Origin of the sequence: Aureimonas jatrophae (genome assembly GCF_900104035.1) — a bacterium.
Classification (GTDB): domain Bacteria; phylum Pseudomonadota; class Alphaproteobacteria; order Rhizobiales; family Rhizobiaceae; genus Aureimonas; species Aureimonas jatrophae.
In genome coordinates, this window is record NZ_FNIT01000011.1 from 91,921 (window position 1) to 108,601 (window position 16,681).

Consider the following 16,681-nt stretch of genomic DNA (forward strand, 5'->3'; position numbering starts at 1 on the left):
TCTTCCGGCAGGGAACGATCCTCAGCGCGCATCGCGGCAGACCTCGTCGAGGCGTTGGCAGACGGTTCGCAGAACGCCGAGCGCGACGTCGAGGTCCCGCTCCGGCACATCCGCCAAGATATCGCTCCGAAGCTCGGTGGCGATGCGCGACACCTCGTTTGCTTCCGCGACGCCGTGCGGTGTCAGCGCGACATGCCGTGCGCGCCGGTCGCCCGGCACCTCGATCCGCTCCACGAGACCGAGCCGAACCATGCCGTCGAGAAGGCGCACGAGCGTCGCGCTTTCCAGCACCATCTCGGCGGCGAGTTCGGTCTGCGTGCGCAGGCGCCCGTCGCGGAGGATCCGGAGGGCGCGCGCCCGCCCGAAGGTCAGGCCCCGTTGCGAGACGCGCGCATCGAAGGCGGTGCGCAGGCGGCGACCGGCTTGCGCGAGCGTATCGGCAAAGGCGGCATGCGTTTCGGACAGGTTCGACGACATGGCGGCACCGATCAAGATAGGGTGCTTAAGATAAGCTTGCATGATTTATAGCCGCCGGAACCGCGTTGCAACCGCGCGTCGCGGTTGCCAAGTCCGGTCGCACCGGTTCAGGATCGAAGCCGGTTCCTGGTTTCAAAGGTTTTCCCGCCCGTGTCCTCGCCCCGCATCGTGATCCGCTACTGCACGCAATGCGGCTGGTTGCTGCGCTCGGCGTGGCTGGCGCAGGAACTCCTCCACACGTTTGGGACCGATCTCGGCGAGGTCGCGCTGGAGCCGGGTACGGGCGGCGTGTTCGAGGTACGCTACGAGGGCGAGGTGATCTGGGAGCGCGTCGCCGACGAGGGCTTCCCCGAGGCGAAGGTGCTGAAGCGGCGCGTGCGCGACCGGCTGGATCCCGAGCGCTCGCTCGGACACTCGGACCGGTAAGGGTCTTCAGTCGGTAGGCAGCGGATCGTTGCCGCTGGAGCCGCGCCGCCAGTAGCTGACGACGAGGTGGTGCTCGCGCGGCCAACGGCGCTCGGTGCGCAGATGGGCGCGCATCGCACGAAAATCGCTGAACTCGCCCGCCGCCCAGATAAAGGCGTCCTCGCCCAGCGCATCGAGGTCGCACGCGCGCACCGCCTGCGGCAGGAGCCCAGCGGTTCCCGCCGGCCGGCCGGCGCGGTGAAGCCAGCGCGTCTCGATGCCGGGACGCGAGGCCAGCGGCAACTCGTCCTCCGGCCCGTCCACCTCGATCACGGCGCGCGCGGGCACGCCCTCGGGCAGCATCTCCAGGATGCGAGCGATGGCGGGCAGCGCCGTCTCGTCGCCGAACAGGAAGAGTGGGCGGTCCAGCGGCGCCTCGCCGCCGCCGGGACCCGTCATGCCGACCCGGTCGCCGGGCTGCGCCCCCAGCGCGAAGGCCGAGCCCGGCGTCTGGTCGCCCTCGTGGATGACGATATCGACGTCCACCCAGCCGGCTGCCGCGTCCATGCGGCGGATCGTATAGACGCGCGTCTCCAGCCGGTCCTCGTCGCACGGCCAGGCGATGCGCCCGTCCTCGCGAAGATGGGGCCAGAGCGGTTCGCGGCCGGCTGGGGGGAACAGGAGGCGGACGTGGAGGCCGTTCTCGCCAAAGCGCGCGAGGTTTTCGCCCGCAAGGCGGATGCGGCGCATGCGGGGCGCGATCGGGCGGGCCGAGGCGACGCGCATCTCGCGGAAGAAGGGCGGAACGCGCAGGCCCGCGTCGTCCCCGTCCCAGCGGATCGAGGGAGCGGCGTCGGCAAGACACTGCGCGACGGTCTCGGCCAGGCCCATCTTCACGTAGGCGAGGTTCACGGCGTCGCTCGCCTCGACGCGCGCCAGAAGCTCGCCCGATGCCACGGTCTCGAAGTGGGTGCGGCCGAACACGGTCTCGATGCGGCCCCGCCCGCCTTCCGCGGCGACCTCGCCGAACTCGGCGTAGAGGCGGCAGGCCTCGGCGATCAGCGCGGCGGGGTCGACGACCGGAAAGCGCGTCGTGGCCGAGAGCGGCAGAGGGGGCGGGGTGGCGATCTGGTCCATGCCGTCGATCCTGCGCGCCGGAACAGGGTAGATCGGGCGCCGCGCAGGGTTAGGAAATCCTGACCGCTCACGTCAACAAGCCATGGGCGCCCGCGACCGGACGCCCATGGGTCTTCGGTCAACGGACCGAGGCGGTGCCGAGGCGGCGCGAGAGCGCGAGGCCCGACGAGACCAGCGGCCAGAACAGGAGGAGCGCGGCGAGCACGATCAGCGTCGTGACGAGCCCGTTCGACCAGAAGATCGAGAGCGAGCCGTTCGACAGGATCATGGACTGGCGGAAGGCGTCCTCCGCCTTATCGCCCAGCACCATCGCGAGAACGAAGGGCGCGATCGGGTAGTCGAGGCGCTTGAACACGTAGCCGACGATGCCGAAGGCCACGGCCAGCCATACGTCGAAGCTCGAGCCCGCCACCGTATAGGCGCCGATCAGGCAGACCACGATGATGATCGGCGCGATGATCGCGAACGGGATGCGCAGGATCGAGGCGAAGATCGGCACGGTCGCGAGCACGAGGACCACGGCGATCACGTTCGACAGGTACATCGAGGCGATCAGGCCCCAGACGAAGTCCGGCTGCTCGGTGAAGAGGAGGGGGCCGGGCTGAAGGCCCCAGATCATCAGGCCGCCCATCATCACGGCGGCGGTCGCCGAACCCGGCACGCCGAGCGCCAGCATGGGCAGGAGCGCCGAGGTGCCGGCCGAATGGTCGGCGGTCTCGGGCGCGACGACGCCCTCCGGCTCCCCCTTGCCGAAGTTCGAGCCGAACCGGCCGAAGCGGCGGCCGATGCCGTAGCTCATGAAGGAGGCCGCCGTCGGGCCACCCGGCGTGATGCCCATCCAGACGCCGATCACCGCCGAGCGCAGGAAGGTCGCCCAGTAGGTCGGCAGGCGCCGGATCGCGACCCAGATCTCGCGCGGCTCGATGCGCGAGGACACGCCGCGGAACTTCAGCTCCTCCTGCACGGTGAGCAGGAGCTCGCCGATACCGAAGAGGCCGATCACGGCAACCAGGAACGAGACGCCGCGCAGGAGGTCGGTGAGGCCGAAGGTGAGGCGCAGCTCGCCCGACACCGTGTCCATGCCGACCGTCGCGAAGGCCAGGCCGGTCAGAAGCGACACGGCGGTCTTCATCGGGTCGGCACCGCCCAGGCCGATGAAGGAGCAGAAGGCGAGGAGGTAGATCGCGAAGAACTCGGGAGACGAGAAGCGCAGGGCGAACTCGGCGATCTGGCCGGCCAGCAGCGTGATCACGAGGATGCCGACGAGCGCGCCGAGACCGGCCGAGAAGAAGGCGGTGGATAGGGCCTCGGTGGCGCGTCCCGCGCGCGCCATCGGATAGCCGTCGAAGGTCGTGGCGACCGAGGAGGGCTCGCCCGGGATGTTGAACAGGATCGACGTCGTCGACCCGCCGAACAGCGCCCCCCAGTACATGGAGGACAGAAGGATGATCGCCGAGACCGGGTCCATCGTGAAGGTGAGCGGCAGGAGCAGCGTCACGCCGTTGGGCGCGCCGAGCCCCGGCAGGACGCCCACCAGGATGCCGAGCAGCACGCCCACCACGATGATGGCGACGTGGTAGAACGAGAAGGCGACCGAGAAGCCGTGCAGGAGCATCGCGAAGTCTGCGCCCATGGGGATGCTCCTATTCGAGGCCGAGAAGGGGCAGGACGACGCCCTTCTCCAGCGGGACCTGGAACCAGAATTCGAAGATCAGGTAGAAGGCCACCATCACGGCGACCGAGATCAGAAGACCCTTCCAGACCGGGACCTGGCCGAGCTTCCACATCGAGAAGACCAGGAACAGGACCGAGGCGAGGTAGAGGCCGAGCGAGGGGATAAGGGCCGCCGCGATGGCGGTCGGCACGAAGAGCACGAGGATGCGCCCGAACGAGCCCGGCTCGAAGAAGCGCGCGTCGAAGGCGGCCACCGCCTCGGTCGGATGGGCGGGGTCGGCGGCGGCGAGGCGCGCGGGGCGCCGCTGGCGGCCGATCAGCGCGTAGCGCACGGCGATCGCCAGGCCCAGCACCACGATCAGGAGGCCGATGCGGAACGGAAAGTAACCGGCGGCGGGGCCGATCTCGGTCCAGCCGATGCCGTTCTCCAGGCTGCCGTAGAGCGTGACGGCACCGATCAGCGCGAGCGCGAGGCCCGTGCCGACTTCCATATGACGTCGGGTCATCATGCGACGGGTTCCGGTCTGGGAAGAGGGGAGGCGGCCGAGCCGCGACGGGGCGCGGGACCGCCGCCGAGGCGGTCCCGAACCAGGCGAAGGATCAGCGCTGGACCAGCCAGCCGTCCTTCTCGTACTGCGCGCGCAGCTGCTCGCGGCTGGTGTCGACGAAGCTCTTCATCTCCTCGCCGGTCATGAAGCGGCCGGTCTGGGAGCTGTTCTTGACATACTCCTTGAACTCCGGCGTCTCGGACACCTTGCGCAGCATGTCGGCGTAGTAGCTGACCGCCTCGGGATCGGCCTCGCCCGGCATGAACACGGTGCGCGGCATCTGGTAGCTGTCGATCGGCAGCCCCTGCTCCTTGCAGGTCGGGATGTCGCTCCAGGCCATGGTGTCGGTCACCTTGGTCGTGTCGGCAAGGCGCTGGGCCGACATCACGCAGAGCGGGCGGACCTGGCCGGCGCGCCACTGACCGGTGATCTCGGCGGGGTTGTTGGTGTTGGCGTCGATGTGCTTGCCGGCAAGCTGGGTCGAGGCTTCGGCACCCGACTTGAAGGGCACGTAGGTGAACTTGGCGCCGGTCGCGTTCTCGATCTGGCGCACCAGGGTCTGGTCGGTGTCCTTGGACTGCGAGCCGCCGAAGCGCACCGAGCCGGGCGTGGCCTTGGCCGCCTCGACCATGTCCATGATGGTCTTATAGGGCGCATCGGGCTGGACCCAGACGATGAACTCGTCGAGCGCCATCACCGCCACGGGCGTCAGCTCGCCGGAGGTGAAGCCGACCTTGGCGACCATCGGCAGGATCCACTCGTTGTTGGTGCCGATGATGAGCTTGGTCTCGTCGCCGGCATAGCCCTTGCCGTAGATGAAGCCCTCGGCGCCCGAGCCGCCGCCCTTGTTCACCACCACGATGTTGGTGGGGTTGAGGTCATGCTTCTGGACGGCCGCCTGAATCTGGCGCGCGAACTGGTCGGAGCCGCCGCCGGCATTGCCGGAGACCACCATCTCCACGGGCTTGCGCGGCGCGAACTGGGCGTGCGCCGCCGGGGCGGTGGCGGCGAAGGCCGCGAGGGCGGCGCCGGCAGCGAGAAGTCGGGTCATCATCATGTCATCCTCCCTGGATGGTTGTGGAGCCGCACGGCGTGTCCGGGCGGGAAGGGAACGTCTCGTCCCGCCACGGTCGCGGCGGGATATCGGCGGTCCCGCTCCTCCCAGAGCGGGACCGGAACTCTCAGCGCGCGGCGTCCGGCAGGCGCTCGGCGAGGCGCCGCGCGATCATGGCGAGCGACACGGCGCCGGCATCGGGATGGCCGACCGACCGGCTGGCGAGCGGCCGGGCGCGTCCGAGCCGCGGTGTCATGGGGGCGGTCGCCTCGGCGGCGCGGGTCGCGGCCTCGGCCGCCTGCTTCCAAGCCTCGGCCAGCGGCCGGCCGGCCTCGATCCCGCCAGCCAGCGTATCGGCGAAGGGCACGAGCGCGTCCACCAGCGTCTTGTCACCGGGGCGCGCCCGGCCAAGGCGCATGACGCGGTCCACGGCCTCGCGCACGCCGGCCGCCACCATCGCGTCGCTCACGGCCTCGTCGTCGGAGAGCTTGTCGCTCCAGCCGCGCAGGAGGAGGCCCCAGATCGCGCCGGACGTGCCGCCCGCGCGATCGGCCCAGGCATCGGCAGCCGTGCCGAGCAGCGTGCGGGCACCCGCACCGGCCGAAGCAGCTGCTTCCGCCGCCTCGAGAGCGGCGGCCGAGCCGCGCCGCATGCCCTGGCCGTGGTCGCCGTCGCCAGCAAAGGCGTCGATGCGGCCGAGCTCCTCTTCGCTCTCGACGAGCAAGGCGGCGGTGTCGCGCAGCAGGGCGAGGATGCAGGCCGCGCTCCGGCGCGAGGCGTCGGAGGCCGGCGGAACCGCCGGCGCGGGATCGGGGTCGTTGCCGACCACGGCGGCCGCACGCGAGGCCAGCGCCGCGCCGCGTCGCAGGAAGGGCGTGTCGCAGGGAGCCAGCCACAGCGGCTCCAGCTCGTCGTCGAGAAAGCCGAGCGTCAGCGAGCAGCCGGCCATGTCGAGGCTGGTGACGAGCTCGCCCGCCTCGGGGCGCACCAGCGTGATGCCGGCCGCCTTGAGACGGTCCTCGACATGCGTCCAGAGAACGAAGAGCTCCTCGTACTTGGTGGAGCCGAGGCCGTTGAGGATGGCGCAGGCGCGCCGGTTCCAGCCGGCCGGCGCCTCGGGCAGGAGCTTGTCGACAAGGAGCGCGGCCAGCTCGCTCGCACTCATCGCGTCGACCTCGTCGACGCCGGGCTCGCCGTGGATGCCGAGGCCGACGCCGATGCGGCCCTTGGGCACCGTGAAGAGCGGCTCGCGCGCACCCGGCAGCGTGCAGCCGGAGAAGGCGACGCCGAACGAGGCGGTGCGCCGGTTGGCATGGGCGGCGAGGCGCATGACCTCGTCCATCGCGTCGCCGCGCTCAGCCGCGGCGCCCGCGACCTTGAACACCACGACGTCGCCGGCGACGCCCCGGCGCTTCTCCTGCTCGGACGCGTCCGCGCTCGCCACATCGTCGGTGACGGCGAGGATGCGCGCATCGATGCCCTCGGCCCGCAGCCGCTCGGCCGCCGCGCCGAAGTTCAGGACGTCGCCGGCATAGTTGCCGAAGCCGAGCACGACGCCCATGCCGCGATGGGCGAGGCGTCCGATGCGCGCCACGGCCTGCGTGGACGGCGAGGCGAAGACGTCGCCCGCGACCGAGGCGTCGGCAAGGCCCGGACCCACAAACCCGAGAAAGGCGGGGTAGTGGCCCGAACCGCCGCCGATCACGAGCGCGACCTTCTGCTGGCGCGTCTCGGCGGAGCGAAGCGCGCCCCCGTTCACGCGCTGCACGTGGTCGGGGTAGAGGCGGCAGAAGCCGTCGAGAGCCGTTGCGGCGAACTGGTCCGGTGCGTCGAAGATGCGGGTCATCGCGAGGTCGCCAGGGCGGTGGACAGGATGCGGCGCAGGTACTGCTGGTTCGCGGCGCAGACGCTGAGACCGTCGCCGCCGTAGTGCTCGAGCAGGAAGGCCGAGCGGAAGCCGTGCGAGAGCGCCAGGCGAACCGCCTCGCGATAGTTGATAACGCCGCTTTCCATGGGCGCAGGCGAGGACATCACCACGCCCGTGGAGCTGTCCTCGAGGCGCAGGTAGTTCTTGGCGTGCCAGTAGCCGGCAAAGGGGGCCAGCTTCTCCATCATCGCCTGCGGATGCTCGACCGGGCGATGGAGGCGCACGAGATTGCCGATGTCGCAGTTGAGCTTGACGTTCGGCAGGTCCACCTCGGTGCAGAAGCGCACCGCGCTCTCCGCCGTGCCAAGATAGGTGTCCTCGTACATCTCGAGCGCGACCTCGATCCCGAGTTCCGCGCCATGCCGGCCGAGCTCGCGGATGCGCTCCACGGCCTTCGCCCAGGTCGCCGGCTCGTCGGGGTTGACGACGCCGGGCACGGTCCAGAACCACAAGGCGCGCTGCTGCTCGGGCGAAAGCGGCCCGAAGAAGCCGAAAGACACGGCGGTGGCGCCGATGCGCGCCGCCGTGTCGATCAGGCGATGGCCGTAGGCGAGGTACGCGTCGCCCTCGACAGGGTCGATCACCGAGCGGCGCGCGGTCGAGATCGCAGGAACGCCGAGGCCGAGCGAGCGGGCGACCGCCATGAACTCGTCGACGCGCGCGGGTTCCAGATCCGCAAGGCGGATCCAGCTGTCGGTCGGGTCGACATGGTGGAAGCCGGCGGCGCGGACCTCGCCCAACGCCACGGCCCATTCCTCGGCGCTCTGATCCTGCACGGTGCGCCCGTCGCCGAGCGCGTTGCGGCGGTGGATCATGGCCGAGGCGATCGGCCAGGTCTCCGCCGTCCAGGGATAAGCGGCCATGTGGCTTACTCGGCGGCCTGGGCGAAGCGCCCGCGCTGCCGGGCCATGCGGATGGCCAGGCGCAGCGCCTCGCGCGTCGCGCCGACGTCGGCGATGCCGCGGCCCGCGATATCGTAGGCCGTGCCGTGGGCCGGCGTGCAGAGCGGGAAGGGCAGGCCGCCCATCATGGTCACGCCCTTGTCGAAGCCCATCATCTTCATCGCGATCTGGCCCTGGTCGTGATACATGGTCAGGACCGCGTGCCAGCCCTCCTTGAGGGCGCGCAGGAAGACGGTGTCGGACGGGAAGGGGCCTTCAACGTTCAGGCCGCGCCGCTTGGCTTCCGCCACGGCCGGCTCGATGATCTCGATCTCCTCCATGCCGAAGGAGCCGCCGTCGCCCGCATGCGGGTTGAGGCCGGCGACGAGGATGCGCGGGTTCTCGATGCCCGACTCGGCCAGGCACCGCAGCGTGAGGTCCATCTCGGCAAGGATCGCGTCCACCGAGAGGTGCTGCGAGACGTCCTTGAGCGGCACGTGCGAGGTGACGCGCGCGTTCCAGATCTGCGGCAGCACGTTGAACTCGCGAACCTTGCCGCGAAAGCCCGTGACGTCGGCCACGAAGCGGATCTCGTCGTCGTAGCCCTCGTAGGCGTAGCGCATCGCCTTCTTGTTGAAGGGCGTGAACGTGACGGCGTCGGCCTCGCCGCGATGGGCCATCAAGAGCGCCTCGCGGAAGTTGTGGGTGGCGAAACGTCCGCCGGCGGGCGTCGCCTCGCCGCGGTCGACCTCTTCGGGGGCGAGGTTGCCGAGATCCACGAGGACGTTGCCCGGGCGCGAAAGCGCTTCGGCCGGGGTCTTCACGGTGTCGATGTCGAGCGTGATGCCGGCGTCGCGCGCTCCGCCGTCCAGAATGCGGCGGTCGCCGAACACGACGATGCGGGCGTCGTCGCGCGCTTCCGGAAGGTCGAGGAACTTGGCGGTGAGCTCGGGGCTGACGCCGGCCGGGTCGCCCATGGCGAGCGCGATAACAGGCTTGGCGGACGCGGTGCTCGGGATCGTCATGATCCGTCTCTCCCTCAGATCTGCGATCCCTCTCGACTAAGCGATCTTTTTGCTTGTCTCAAGTCTTTTGTGTTGTGTATGCAAAATTCTACGTGGTGCGGCGCGGCGACTGGCGGTAGTCTTCGAGGGGGAGGGCGCCCGGGCGCCGAACAGCGGAGAGCGTCCCATGAGCGAGACCCTGACGGCGAACGCGGGCGACCGGATCAGCCGCCTGTCGCTGCACGAGATGATCGTCGGTCGCCTGCGCGACATGATCATCGAGGGCGAGCTGGCGCCCGGCACGCGGCTGCACGAGGTGCAGCTCGGCGAGCGGCTCGGCATCTCGCGCACGCCGCTGCGCGAGGCCATCAAGTATCTGGCGAGCGAGGGGCTGGTGGAGCTGATCCCCTCGCGCGGCGCCACCGTGAAGCGTTTCGAGCCCAAGGACGTGCGCGACATGCTGCGCGTCATCCGTCAGCTGGAGATGTTGGCGGGCGAGCTGGCCTGCGAGGCGGCGAGCGACGAGGCCATCGCGAACGTGCGCTCGTTGCACGACGAGATGGTTCGGTGCTTCGAGCGGCGCGACCGGCTCAGCTACTACAAGCTCAACCAGGCCATCCATACCGCGATCGCGGAACTGTCGGACAACGCGACGCTCGCCGCCATGCAGGCGCGCCTGCAGATGCGGCTCAAGCGCATCCGCTTCATCGGCCACGAGGGCGAGGAGAACTGGGCGGCGGCCGTCGCCGAGCACGAGGCGATGATCGCCGCGCTGGAGGCGCGCGACGGCCAGCGCCTGGCCGCCGTTCTGGGTCAGCATCTCGCCAATGCCTGGGACCGTGTCGAGCGGTTCGTGTGAGCTGACGCCCTTCGCGGACGCCGCCGCTGTCGGTCGGCCGTCCGCCCATCTCGTGCCGGAACCCGTGTCCGGCCCGTCCTGCCTGATCGTCAGGCTTCGCAGCGGTGCCGCGCCCCGATGGACGCGGCATCCGATCCAGGGACGGGGTCCTTGTCGGCCTCGTCCGAACGGGTCCGCCGTGGGAGCGGTGGGCCGGGAGGACTTGTTCCATGACCCCATCCCAGACGGGCGCCCCGTCCACGCTTGCGCGCGCCCCGGTTCCCCATGCCCCCGGAGCGGCGCCGACCGGGCAGCGCTGGCGCGTCCTTGCGCTTCTGTTCGGCATCTCGGTCCTGAACGGCGTCGACCGCATCGCGCTCGCGGTCGGCCTGCCGGTGATCGGGCAGGAGTTCCAGCTTTCGCCGGCCGTGCAGGGCATCGTCCTGTCGAGCTTCTTCTGGACCTACTGCCTGTTCCAGGTGCCGGGCGGCTGGGCCGTCGACCGCTTCGGCGCGCGGCGCGTTCTGAGCCTCGGCGCGGGCCTCTGGGGCTTGTTCCAGGCGCTCGCCTCGCTCGCGGTCGGCGGCGTCAGCCTGATCCTGACGCGTCTCGGGCTCGGCCTCTTCGAGGCGCCCATGATGCCGTCCGCCTCGAAGTTCACCGCTGCCTGGTTTCCCGAGCGCGAGCGCTCGCGCTCGATCACGCTGATCGACGCCGGCGCGCCGATCGGCTCGGCGATCGGCGGCCTCGTGCTGGCGGAGCTGATCGCGCTCTTCTCGTCCTGGCGCATCGCCTTCTTCGTGGTGGGCGCGGTGACGATCGCCTACGCCATCCTTCTCTACGTCCGCCTGCGTTCGCGCCCCGACGAGGACCCGCGCGTCAATGCGGCGGAGCGGGCGCTGATCAGTGCGCGGATGCAGCCCGAAGCCATCGCCGAGCCCGTGCGCTACATGTCGCGCCGCACGTTCGCCGCGATGATTGTCGGGCGCATCGGCTGGACCATGATCTTCTTCGGTCTCGCGACCTGGGGGCCGAACTACCTCGCGCAGGCGCGCGGCTTCGACCTGAAGTCCATGGGCTACGCGACCTTTGCGATCTTCATGGCGGGCGGCGTCGGCGCGATCGTCTCGGGCGCGCTCGCCGACTGGCTGCAGCGAAAGCTGCCGCGCGACTGGGCCTTCAAGATCCTGTTCGGCGTGTCGGGCCTCGTGGTGCTGGGCGGACTTCTGCTGCTGCCGCGCGTCAGCGATCCCGTCACGGCCGTCGTGGTCCTGTCGGTGCTCGTGATGTTCCACTTCTTCGGCTCGCTCTACTGGACCATCCCCGCCATGCTCGCCCCGCGCGAGCGGATCGGGGTCGTCGGCGGCGTCATGAACTTCGCGGGCACCTCGTCGGGCATCGCCGCGCCGATCCTGATCGGCTTCCTCGTGCAGTGGACCGGCGGCTTCGACGCCGTGCTCACCTACTTCGCGGCCTGCGCCGTGGTGTATCTCGTGGGCTCGCTCCTGATCGACTTCCGCGAGCGGCGGGTGCTTCCATGAGCGCGCCGCTCTACGACGGCCCCGTCATCGACGCCCACCACCATGTCTGGGAGCCCGAGCGCGGCACCTATCCCTGGCTGCGGCCGGAGGCGGCGATCCCGTTCCGCTACGGCGACTACACGGCGATCAAGCGGCGCTACCTACCGCCGGAGTTCCGCGCCGATGCGGCTGGCGTGCCCTTGGCCGCCACGGTCTACATGGAGGCCGAGTGGGACCCTGCCGATCCACTCGGCGAGACCGCCTACGTCCATGACGTGGCGAAGCACTTCGACCTGCCGAACGCCATCGTCGCTCAGGCCTGGCTCGACCGCGAGGACGCGGCCGAGGTGATCGCCAAGCAGGCCAGCTTCCCGCTGGTCCGCTCCGTGCGCCACAAGCCGGAAGGGGCCAGGTCGCCCGAGGAAGCGCGCGCGGGCGTGCGCACGCTGATGAGCGACGAGCGCTGGCGGCGCGGCTATGCGGAGCTCGCCCGCTACCGTCTCCACTTCGACCTGCAGACGCCCTGGTGGAACTTGACCGAGGGCGCCGAACTCGCCCGCGACTTCCCCGAGACCACCATCATCGTGAACCACGCCGGCGTGCCCGGCGACCGCGAGCCCGAGACGCTGCGCGGCTGGCGCGCCGGCATGGAGGCGTTGAGCCGGCACGAGAACGTCGTGGTGAAGGTGTCGGGCATCGGCGAGCGCGACCATCCCTGGACGGTGGAGCGCAACCGCGAGGTGGTCGAAACCATCCTCGACCTCTTCGGGGGCGGACGCGCGATGTTCGGCTCGAACTTTCCGGTGGACGGGCTCTGCGCCTCCTACCGGACGATCTTCGACGGCATCCGCCGGATCGCCGCGACGCGCTCCGCCGCCGACCAGCACGACCTCTTCTTCGAGACCGCGCGCCGCGTCTACCGTCCCCTCAAGGGCGGGGTTCCGCTGCCACGCATGGGAGACACCGCATGAACAGCCATCTTCGTTTTCCGCCCGGCAGCCGCCCCGTCGAGGTCGCGCTGGTGGGTGCCGGCGCCTTCGGACGCTCGCTCCTGGGCCAGGGTCGACGCATGCCGCTCCTCAACGTGCGCGTCGCCGTCGACGTCACGGCCGAGCGTGCCGCGGAGGCCTTCCGCGCGGTCGGCTGGCCGGAGGGCGAGATCGCGCTGTGCCGGAGCACCGATGAGGCGCGCGCCGCCTGGGAGGCGGGCCGCGCGGTCGCGTCCGGCCGGCTCGCCGACGTGCTGACGCTCCCGGTCGACATCGTGGTGGAGGCGAGCGGCCATCCCGAGGCGGGCGCCGCCCACGCCCATGAGGCGATCTTCCACGACAAGCACGTCGCGCTGGTCACCAAGGAAACGGACTCCGTGGTCGGGCCCTGGCTCGCCCATCTCGCCCGCGAGCGGGGGCGCCTCGTGACGCCGGTCGACGGCGACCAGCCGGCGCTCCTGATCGGGCTCGTGACCTGGGCCGAGACGCTGGGTCTGCCGATCATCGCGGCCGGAAAGTCGAGCGAATACGACTTCGTCTACGACCGCACCGCAGGCCGCATCGCCAACGAGACGGCGGCTGCCGACGTGCCGGGCTTCGAGGCGCTGTGGACGCTCGGGGAAGGCGAGATCGGCCAGGTCCTCGCCAAGCGGGCCGAGGCGGCGGCCAGGCTGCCCCAGCGCACCGTGCCGGACCTGTGCGAGATGGCGGTGGTGGCCAACGCGACGGGGCTGCGGCCCGACGTGCCGGGCTTCCACGTGCCGGTCGCGCGCATCGGCGAGGTCGCCGACGTGTTTTCGGAAGCCGCCGCTGGCGGCCTCCTGTCGGGCCGGCGCCGGCTCGACGTCTTCAACTGCCTTCGCGAGGCCGACGAGGTGTCGTTCGCCGGCGGCGTCTTCGTGGTGGTAGCCTGCGAGGACGCAGAGACCTGGCCGATCCTGGCCGCCAAGGGCCACACCATGAGCCGCGACGGGCGCTCGGCCATGCTCTGGTTGCCGCGCCACATTCTCGGGCTGGAAGCCCCGATCAGCCTTCTCGACGTGGTGCTGAACGGGCGCTCGGTCGCGCCCGAGCCCAAGCCCGTCGTCGACCTCGTCGGCCGCGCGACGCGCGCGCTTCCCGCCGGCGCGCTCCTGGAGGCGGTCGGTCACCACCACACGATCGACGGGCTGGAGCCCGCCCTGGTCGAGGCCGGGCCGCTTGGGAGCGAGCGCCCGGCGCCCTACTACCTCATCTCCGGCCGGCGCCTCGGCCGCGCTGTCGCCAAGGGCGCCTTCGTGACGCTCGGCGATCTGGAACTCGGCGAGGGCTCCGCGATGCTGGAGCTTCGCCGCGCGCAGGACCGGCACTTCTTCGGCGCGGACGCCAGGGCGGAGGCGGCCTGATGCATCTTGGGATCATCGGGGACGACTTCACGGGGTCGTCGGATGCGGCGAACACGCTGGCGCGGGGTGGCTTGCGGGTCGTGCAGTATGCGGGGGTTCCGTCGGGTCCGGCGGAGCGGGGTGTCGAGGCGGGCGTGGTGGCGCTGAAGTCGCGCACGATCGCGGCCAGTGAGGCGGTGGCCTTGTCGCTGGGTGCGCTGGACTGGCTCCTGGCGCAAGGCTGCCGGCAGATCCTGTTCAAGGTGTGCTCGACGTTCGACTCGACGCGGAGCGGCAACATCGGCCCGGTGGCCGAGGCGCTGCGGGCGGCGCTGGCGGCGCGGCTGGGTGCGGGAGCGGCGGCGATGGGCCCGGTCCTGGTGTGCCCGGCCTTTCCGCGCGCGGGGCGCTCGCTCTACCAGGGGCACCTGTTTGTCGCCGACGCGCTCCTGTCGGAGTCGGGCATGCGCGACCACCCGCTCACCCCCATGCGCGATCCCGACATCCGGCGCTGGTTGGGCTACCAGACACAGCTCGGTGTCGGGCACGTGGCGGCGTCCACGGTGTTTGCCGGGGCGGACGCGATCCGCGAAGGCGCGCTAGCGGAAGCCGCGGCGAACCGCCCGCTGGTGGTGGTGGACGCGATCCGCGACGAGGACCTGCACGCGATCGGGCAGGCGGCCGCCGACTGGCCGCTTCTGGTGGGGGGCTCAGGGATCGCGCTGGGCCTGCCGGAGAACCTGCGCCGGGAGGGGCTGGTCCCGGTGCGCGGCCCCGACGCGGACGCCTGGGCGGGCTCGCGCGGTCGGGCGGCGATCCTGTCGGGCTCGTGCTCGGTGATGACGCGCGCGCAGGTGCGCCGCCATCTGGCGGACGGCGCGCCGGGGCTGGAGGTCTCGGCCGACGAGATCGTGGCCGACGGGGCGGGGGCGGTCGGGCGCGCGCTGCGCTTTGTGGACGATCACCCGGGGCCGGGCGAGGGCGGCGAGGGAGGCAACGGGGCGGGCGGCGCGGCGGCGGGCGCTCCGCTGGTCTACACCTCGGCCGATCCGAGCGTCGTGCGGGAGGCGCAGGCGCGCTTTGGACAGGAGCGCGTGGCAGGCGCGGTGGAGGGCTTCTTTGCCGAGCTGGCGCGCCGGCTGGTGGCGGGGGGCGTCACGCGCCTCGTGACGGCGGGCGGCGAGACGTCCGGGGCGGTGGTGGAGGGCCTGGGCCTAGCCTCGCTGGCCATCGGCCCCGAGATCGCGGCCGGCGTGCCGGCGGTGCGCGCGGACGGGGTGGGGGAAGCCGGGGGCGCCGGCGGCGGGCGCCCGCTCTGGCTGGCGCTGAAGTCGGGCAACTTCGGCGACGAGCGCTTCTTCGCGCAGGCGCTCGACGTGCTCGGGCAGACCGTCCCGGAAGCGGGGCGACCGGAAGCGCGACGACCGTGAGCGGGGTGATCGCAAGCGACGCCCGCGCCGAGAGCCAGCTTCGCGAAGACGTCTGCCGGCTGGCCGCCAGCCTGTTCGACCGCGGGCTGACGCAAGGGGCGTCCGGCAACGTCTCGGTGCGCCTGCCCGATGGTGGGCTGCTCGTCACCCCGACCGGCCGCTCGCTCGGCCGCCTCGACCCCGGGCGCCTGGCCAGGCTGGGCGCCGATGGGCAGCTCGTGTCGGGCGATGCGCCCACCAAGGAGGTGCCGCTTCACGCCGCCTTCTACCAGACGCGCGGAACGGCGGGGGCGGTGGTGCATCTGCATTCCGCCCATGCGGTGGCCTGGTCGACGCTGCCCGAGGTGGACCCCGAGAACGCGCTGCCCGCGATCACCCCGTATGCCGTGATGCTGCTCGGGCGCGTCAAGCTTCTGCCCTTCTTCGTGCCGGGCGACCCCCTCACCGGCGAGGCGATCCGGGGCTTGGGGGGCCGGCGCTCGGCGGTGCTTCTCGCCAACCACGGGCCGGTCGTGGCCAGCCGCGACCTCGAGGCGGCGGTCAACGCCATGGAGGAGCTGGAGGCCACCGCGCGCCTGGCGCTGCTCACGCGCGGCCACCATCCGCGCCTTCTGTCGGAGGGCGAGGTCGCGCGCGTGGTGAAGCGCTTCGACGTGGAATGGGACGGGTGAGGGAGGCGAACATGATCGAGCTGTCGGCCAATCTGGGCTTCCTGTGGAGCGAGCTGTCGCTGCCGGACGCCATCCGGCGCGCCGGGGCGGCGGGCTTTGCGGCGGTGGAATGCCACTGGCCATACGAGACGGATGCAGGCGCGGTGGCCGACGCGCTTGCCGAGACCGGCCTGCCGATGCTCTCGCTCAACACCCGTCGCGGCCAGCCCGGCGAGAACGGGCTCGCCGCCCTGCCCGGGCGCGAGGGCGAGGCGCGCGAGGCCATCGGGCAAGCCTTCGAGTACGGGGCGCGGATCGGGGCGCGCTGCGTGCACGTCATGGCGGGCGCGGCGCGCGGGCAGGCGGGGGCCGAGGCGACGTTCCTCGCCAACCTCGCCTATGCCGCCGATCTCGCCTGCGACACCGGCATGGGCGTCCTGGTCGAGCCGCTGAACCGGCGCGATGCGCCCGGCTACCTCCACGCCACGGTGGAGGAGGCGGCCGCGCTCGTGCGCCAGCTGGCGCGCCCCGAAGTCCGGATCCTGTTCGACTGCTACCACCAGCAGATCATGGGCGGCGACCTCGTCACGCGCTTTGCCGCGCACAAGGACCTTGTCGGCCACGTCCAGTTCGCAGCCGTCCCCACCCGCGCCGAGCCTGACCGGGGCGAGGTCGACTACCCCTGGCTCCTGCCCGCCCTCCAGGCCGCCGGATACGCAGGACCCTTCGGCGCCGAGTACAAGCCAACGGGCGCAACCGACGACGGACTGGCCTGGATGAGGG

The 16,681-nt window shown here is 71.4% G+C and carries 16 protein-coding genes; 8 read left to right on the forward strand and 8 right to left on the reverse strand.

Annotated features, from left to right (window positions below; all coding sequences use genetic code 11):
• Positions 1 to 21: 21 nt before the first annotated feature.
• The gene (locus BLQ76_RS18535) at positions 22 to 519 is read right to left on the reverse strand and encodes a MarR family winged helix-turn-helix transcriptional regulator (RefSeq protein WP_090676443.1); all 498 of its coding nucleotides are present in this window, start codon (positions 517 to 519) and stop codon (positions 22 to 24) included.
• A 108-nt stretch (positions 520 to 627) separates the two neighbouring features.
• Here BLQ76_RS18535 and BLQ76_RS18540 point away from each other — a divergent pair, with 108 nt between their 5' ends.
• Positions 628 to 903: an Rdx family protein gene (locus BLQ76_RS18540; protein ID WP_090676445.1), complete on the forward strand. Its 276-nt coding sequence runs from the start codon at positions 628 to 630 to the stop codon at positions 901 to 903.
• Between the two features lie 6 nt (positions 904 to 909).
• Here the strand turns inward: BLQ76_RS18540 and BLQ76_RS18545 are convergent, their stop codons facing one another.
• The 7 genes from BLQ76_RS18545 to BLQ76_RS18575 all read right to left on the reverse strand — a co-directional run bounded on the left by BLQ76_RS18545 (position 910) and on the right by BLQ76_RS18575 (position 9,128).
• Positions 910 to 2,019, reverse strand: coding sequence for a siderophore-interacting protein (locus tag BLQ76_RS18545; RefSeq protein WP_090676446.1), 1,110 nt, complete (start codon positions 2,017 to 2,019; stop codon positions 910 to 912).
• A 118-nt stretch (positions 2,020 to 2,137) separates the two neighbouring features.
• Positions 2,138 to 3,652, reverse strand: coding sequence for a tripartite tricarboxylate transporter permease (locus tag BLQ76_RS18550; RefSeq protein WP_090676448.1), 1,515 nt, complete (start codon positions 3,650 to 3,652; stop codon positions 2,138 to 2,140).
• Between the two features lie 10 nt (positions 3,653 to 3,662).
• Positions 3,663 to 4,202: a tripartite tricarboxylate transporter TctB family protein gene (locus tag BLQ76_RS18555; protein WP_090676449.1), complete on the reverse strand. Its 540-nt coding sequence runs from the start codon at positions 4,200 to 4,202 to the stop codon at positions 3,663 to 3,665.
• Positions 4,203 to 4,293: 91 nt separating this feature from the next.
• Positions 4,294 to 5,298: a tripartite tricarboxylate transporter substrate binding protein gene (locus tag BLQ76_RS18560; RefSeq protein ID WP_090676451.1), complete on the reverse strand. Its 1,005-nt coding sequence runs from the start codon at positions 5,296 to 5,298 to the stop codon at positions 4,294 to 4,296.
• A gap of 124 nt (positions 5,299 to 5,422) precedes the next feature.
• Complete coding sequence (locus BLQ76_RS18565; RefSeq protein WP_090676452.1) at positions 5,423 to 7,141, reverse strand: dihydroxyacetone kinase family protein; 1,719 nt, start codon at positions 7,139 to 7,141, stop codon at positions 5,423 to 5,425.
• A complete protein-coding gene (locus tag BLQ76_RS18570) occupies positions 7,138 to 8,085 on the reverse strand; it encodes a sugar phosphate isomerase/epimerase family protein (RefSeq protein WP_090676454.1) in 948 nt (315 codons plus the stop codon). The genes BLQ76_RS18565 and BLQ76_RS18570 overlap by 4 nt, the downstream gene beginning before the upstream one ends.
• Before the next feature lie 5 nt (positions 8,086 to 8,090).
• On the reverse strand, positions 8,091 to 9,128 hold the full coding sequence (locus BLQ76_RS18575) for a 4-hydroxythreonine-4-phosphate dehydrogenase PdxA (RefSeq protein WP_090676455.1): 1,038 nt from the start codon (positions 9,126 to 9,128) through the stop codon (positions 8,091 to 8,093).
• Between the two features lie 166 nt (positions 9,129 to 9,294).
• Here BLQ76_RS18575 and BLQ76_RS18580 point away from each other — a divergent pair, with 166 nt between their 5' ends.
• The 7 genes from BLQ76_RS18580 to BLQ76_RS18610 all read left to right on the forward strand — a co-directional run.
• On the forward strand, positions 9,295 to 9,966 hold the full coding sequence (locus tag BLQ76_RS18580; RefSeq protein WP_090676457.1) for a GntR family transcriptional regulator: 672 nt from the start codon (positions 9,295 to 9,297) through the stop codon (positions 9,964 to 9,966).
• A gap of 209 nt (positions 9,967 to 10,175) precedes the next feature.
• The gene (locus BLQ76_RS18585; protein WP_090676459.1) at positions 10,176 to 11,486 is read left to right on the forward strand and encodes an MFS transporter; all 1,311 of its coding nucleotides are present in this window, start codon (positions 10,176 to 10,178) and stop codon (positions 11,484 to 11,486) included.
• Complete coding sequence (locus BLQ76_RS18590) at positions 11,483 to 12,436, forward strand: amidohydrolase family protein (RefSeq protein WP_090676463.1); 954 nt, start codon at positions 11,483 to 11,485, stop codon at positions 12,434 to 12,436. Before BLQ76_RS18585 ends, BLQ76_RS18590 begins: the two co-directional genes overlap by 4 nt.
• A complete protein-coding gene (locus BLQ76_RS18595) occupies positions 12,433 to 13,839 on the forward strand; it encodes a flagellar biosynthesis protein FlgA (RefSeq protein WP_090676466.1) in 1,407 nt (468 codons plus the stop codon). Before BLQ76_RS18590 ends, BLQ76_RS18595 begins: the two co-directional genes overlap by 4 nt.
• Positions 13,839 to 15,248 carry a 3-oxo-tetronate kinase gene (gene otnK / locus BLQ76_RS18600; protein ID WP_090676043.1) on the forward strand — a complete coding sequence of 470 codons (1,410 nt, stop codon included), beginning with the start codon at positions 13,839 to 13,841 and terminating at the stop codon, positions 15,246 to 15,248. Before BLQ76_RS18595 ends, otnK begins: the two co-directional genes overlap by 1 nt.
• Positions 15,245 to 15,919, forward strand: a complete 675-nt coding sequence (gene otnC, locus BLQ76_RS18605) for a 3-oxo-tetronate 4-phosphate decarboxylase (protein ID WP_244519706.1) — start codon at positions 15,245 to 15,247, stop codon at positions 15,917 to 15,919. Before otnK ends, otnC begins: the two co-directional genes overlap by 4 nt.
• An 11-nt stretch (positions 15,920 to 15,930) precedes the next feature.
• A partial coding sequence (locus tag BLQ76_RS18610; RefSeq protein WP_090676467.1) for a hydroxypyruvate isomerase family protein occupies positions 15,931 to 16,681 on the forward strand: 751 nt, incomplete at its 3' end.

What these genes read in the sequence shown, in the direction of transcription:
- BLQ76_RS18535 (WP_090676443.1), bottom strand. Translation starts at nt 519, where the DNA reads ATGCAAGCTTATCTTAAGCACCCTATCTTGATCGGTGCCGCCATGTCG.
- BLQ76_RS18545 (WP_090676446.1), bottom strand. Translation starts at nt 2,019, where the DNA reads ATGGACCAGATCGCCACCCCGCCCCCTCTGCCGCTCTCGGCCACGACG.
- BLQ76_RS18550 (WP_090676448.1), bottom strand. Translation starts at nt 3,652, where the DNA reads ATGGGCGCAGACTTCGCGATGCTCCTGCACGGCTTCTCGGTCGCCTTC.
- BLQ76_RS18555 (WP_090676449.1), bottom strand. Translation starts at nt 4,202, where the DNA reads ATGATGACCCGACGTCATATGGAAGTCGGCACGGGCCTCGCGCTCGCG.
- BLQ76_RS18560 (WP_090676451.1), bottom strand. Translation starts at nt 5,298, where the DNA reads ATGATGATGACCCGACTTCTCGCTGCCGGCGCCGCCCTCGCGGCCTTC.
- BLQ76_RS18565 (WP_090676452.1), bottom strand. Translation starts at nt 7,141, where the DNA reads ATGACCCGCATCTTCGACGCACCGGACCAGTTCGCCGCAACGGCTCTC.
- BLQ76_RS18570 (WP_090676454.1), bottom strand. Translation starts at nt 8,085, where the DNA reads ATGGCCGCTTATCCCTGGACGGCGGAGACCTGGCCGATCGCCTCGGCC.
- BLQ76_RS18575 (WP_090676455.1), bottom strand. Translation starts at nt 9,128, where the DNA reads ATGACGATCCCGAGCACCGCGTCCGCCAAGCCTGTTATCGCGCTCGCC.
- BLQ76_RS18580 (WP_090676457.1), top strand. Translation starts at nt 9,295, where the DNA reads ATGAGCGAGACCCTGACGGCGAACGCGGGCGACCGGATCAGCCGCCTG.
- BLQ76_RS18585 (WP_090676459.1), top strand. Translation starts at nt 10,176, where the DNA reads ATGACCCCATCCCAGACGGGCGCCCCGTCCACGCTTGCGCGCGCCCCG.
- BLQ76_RS18590 (WP_090676463.1), top strand. Translation starts at nt 11,483, where the DNA reads ATGAGCGCGCCGCTCTACGACGGCCCCGTCATCGACGCCCACCACCAT.
- BLQ76_RS18595 (WP_090676466.1), top strand. Translation starts at nt 12,433, where the DNA reads ATGAACAGCCATCTTCGTTTTCCGCCCGGCAGCCGCCCCGTCGAGGTC.
- otnK (WP_090676043.1), top strand. Translation starts at nt 13,839, where the DNA reads ATGCATCTTGGGATCATCGGGGACGACTTCACGGGGTCGTCGGATGCG.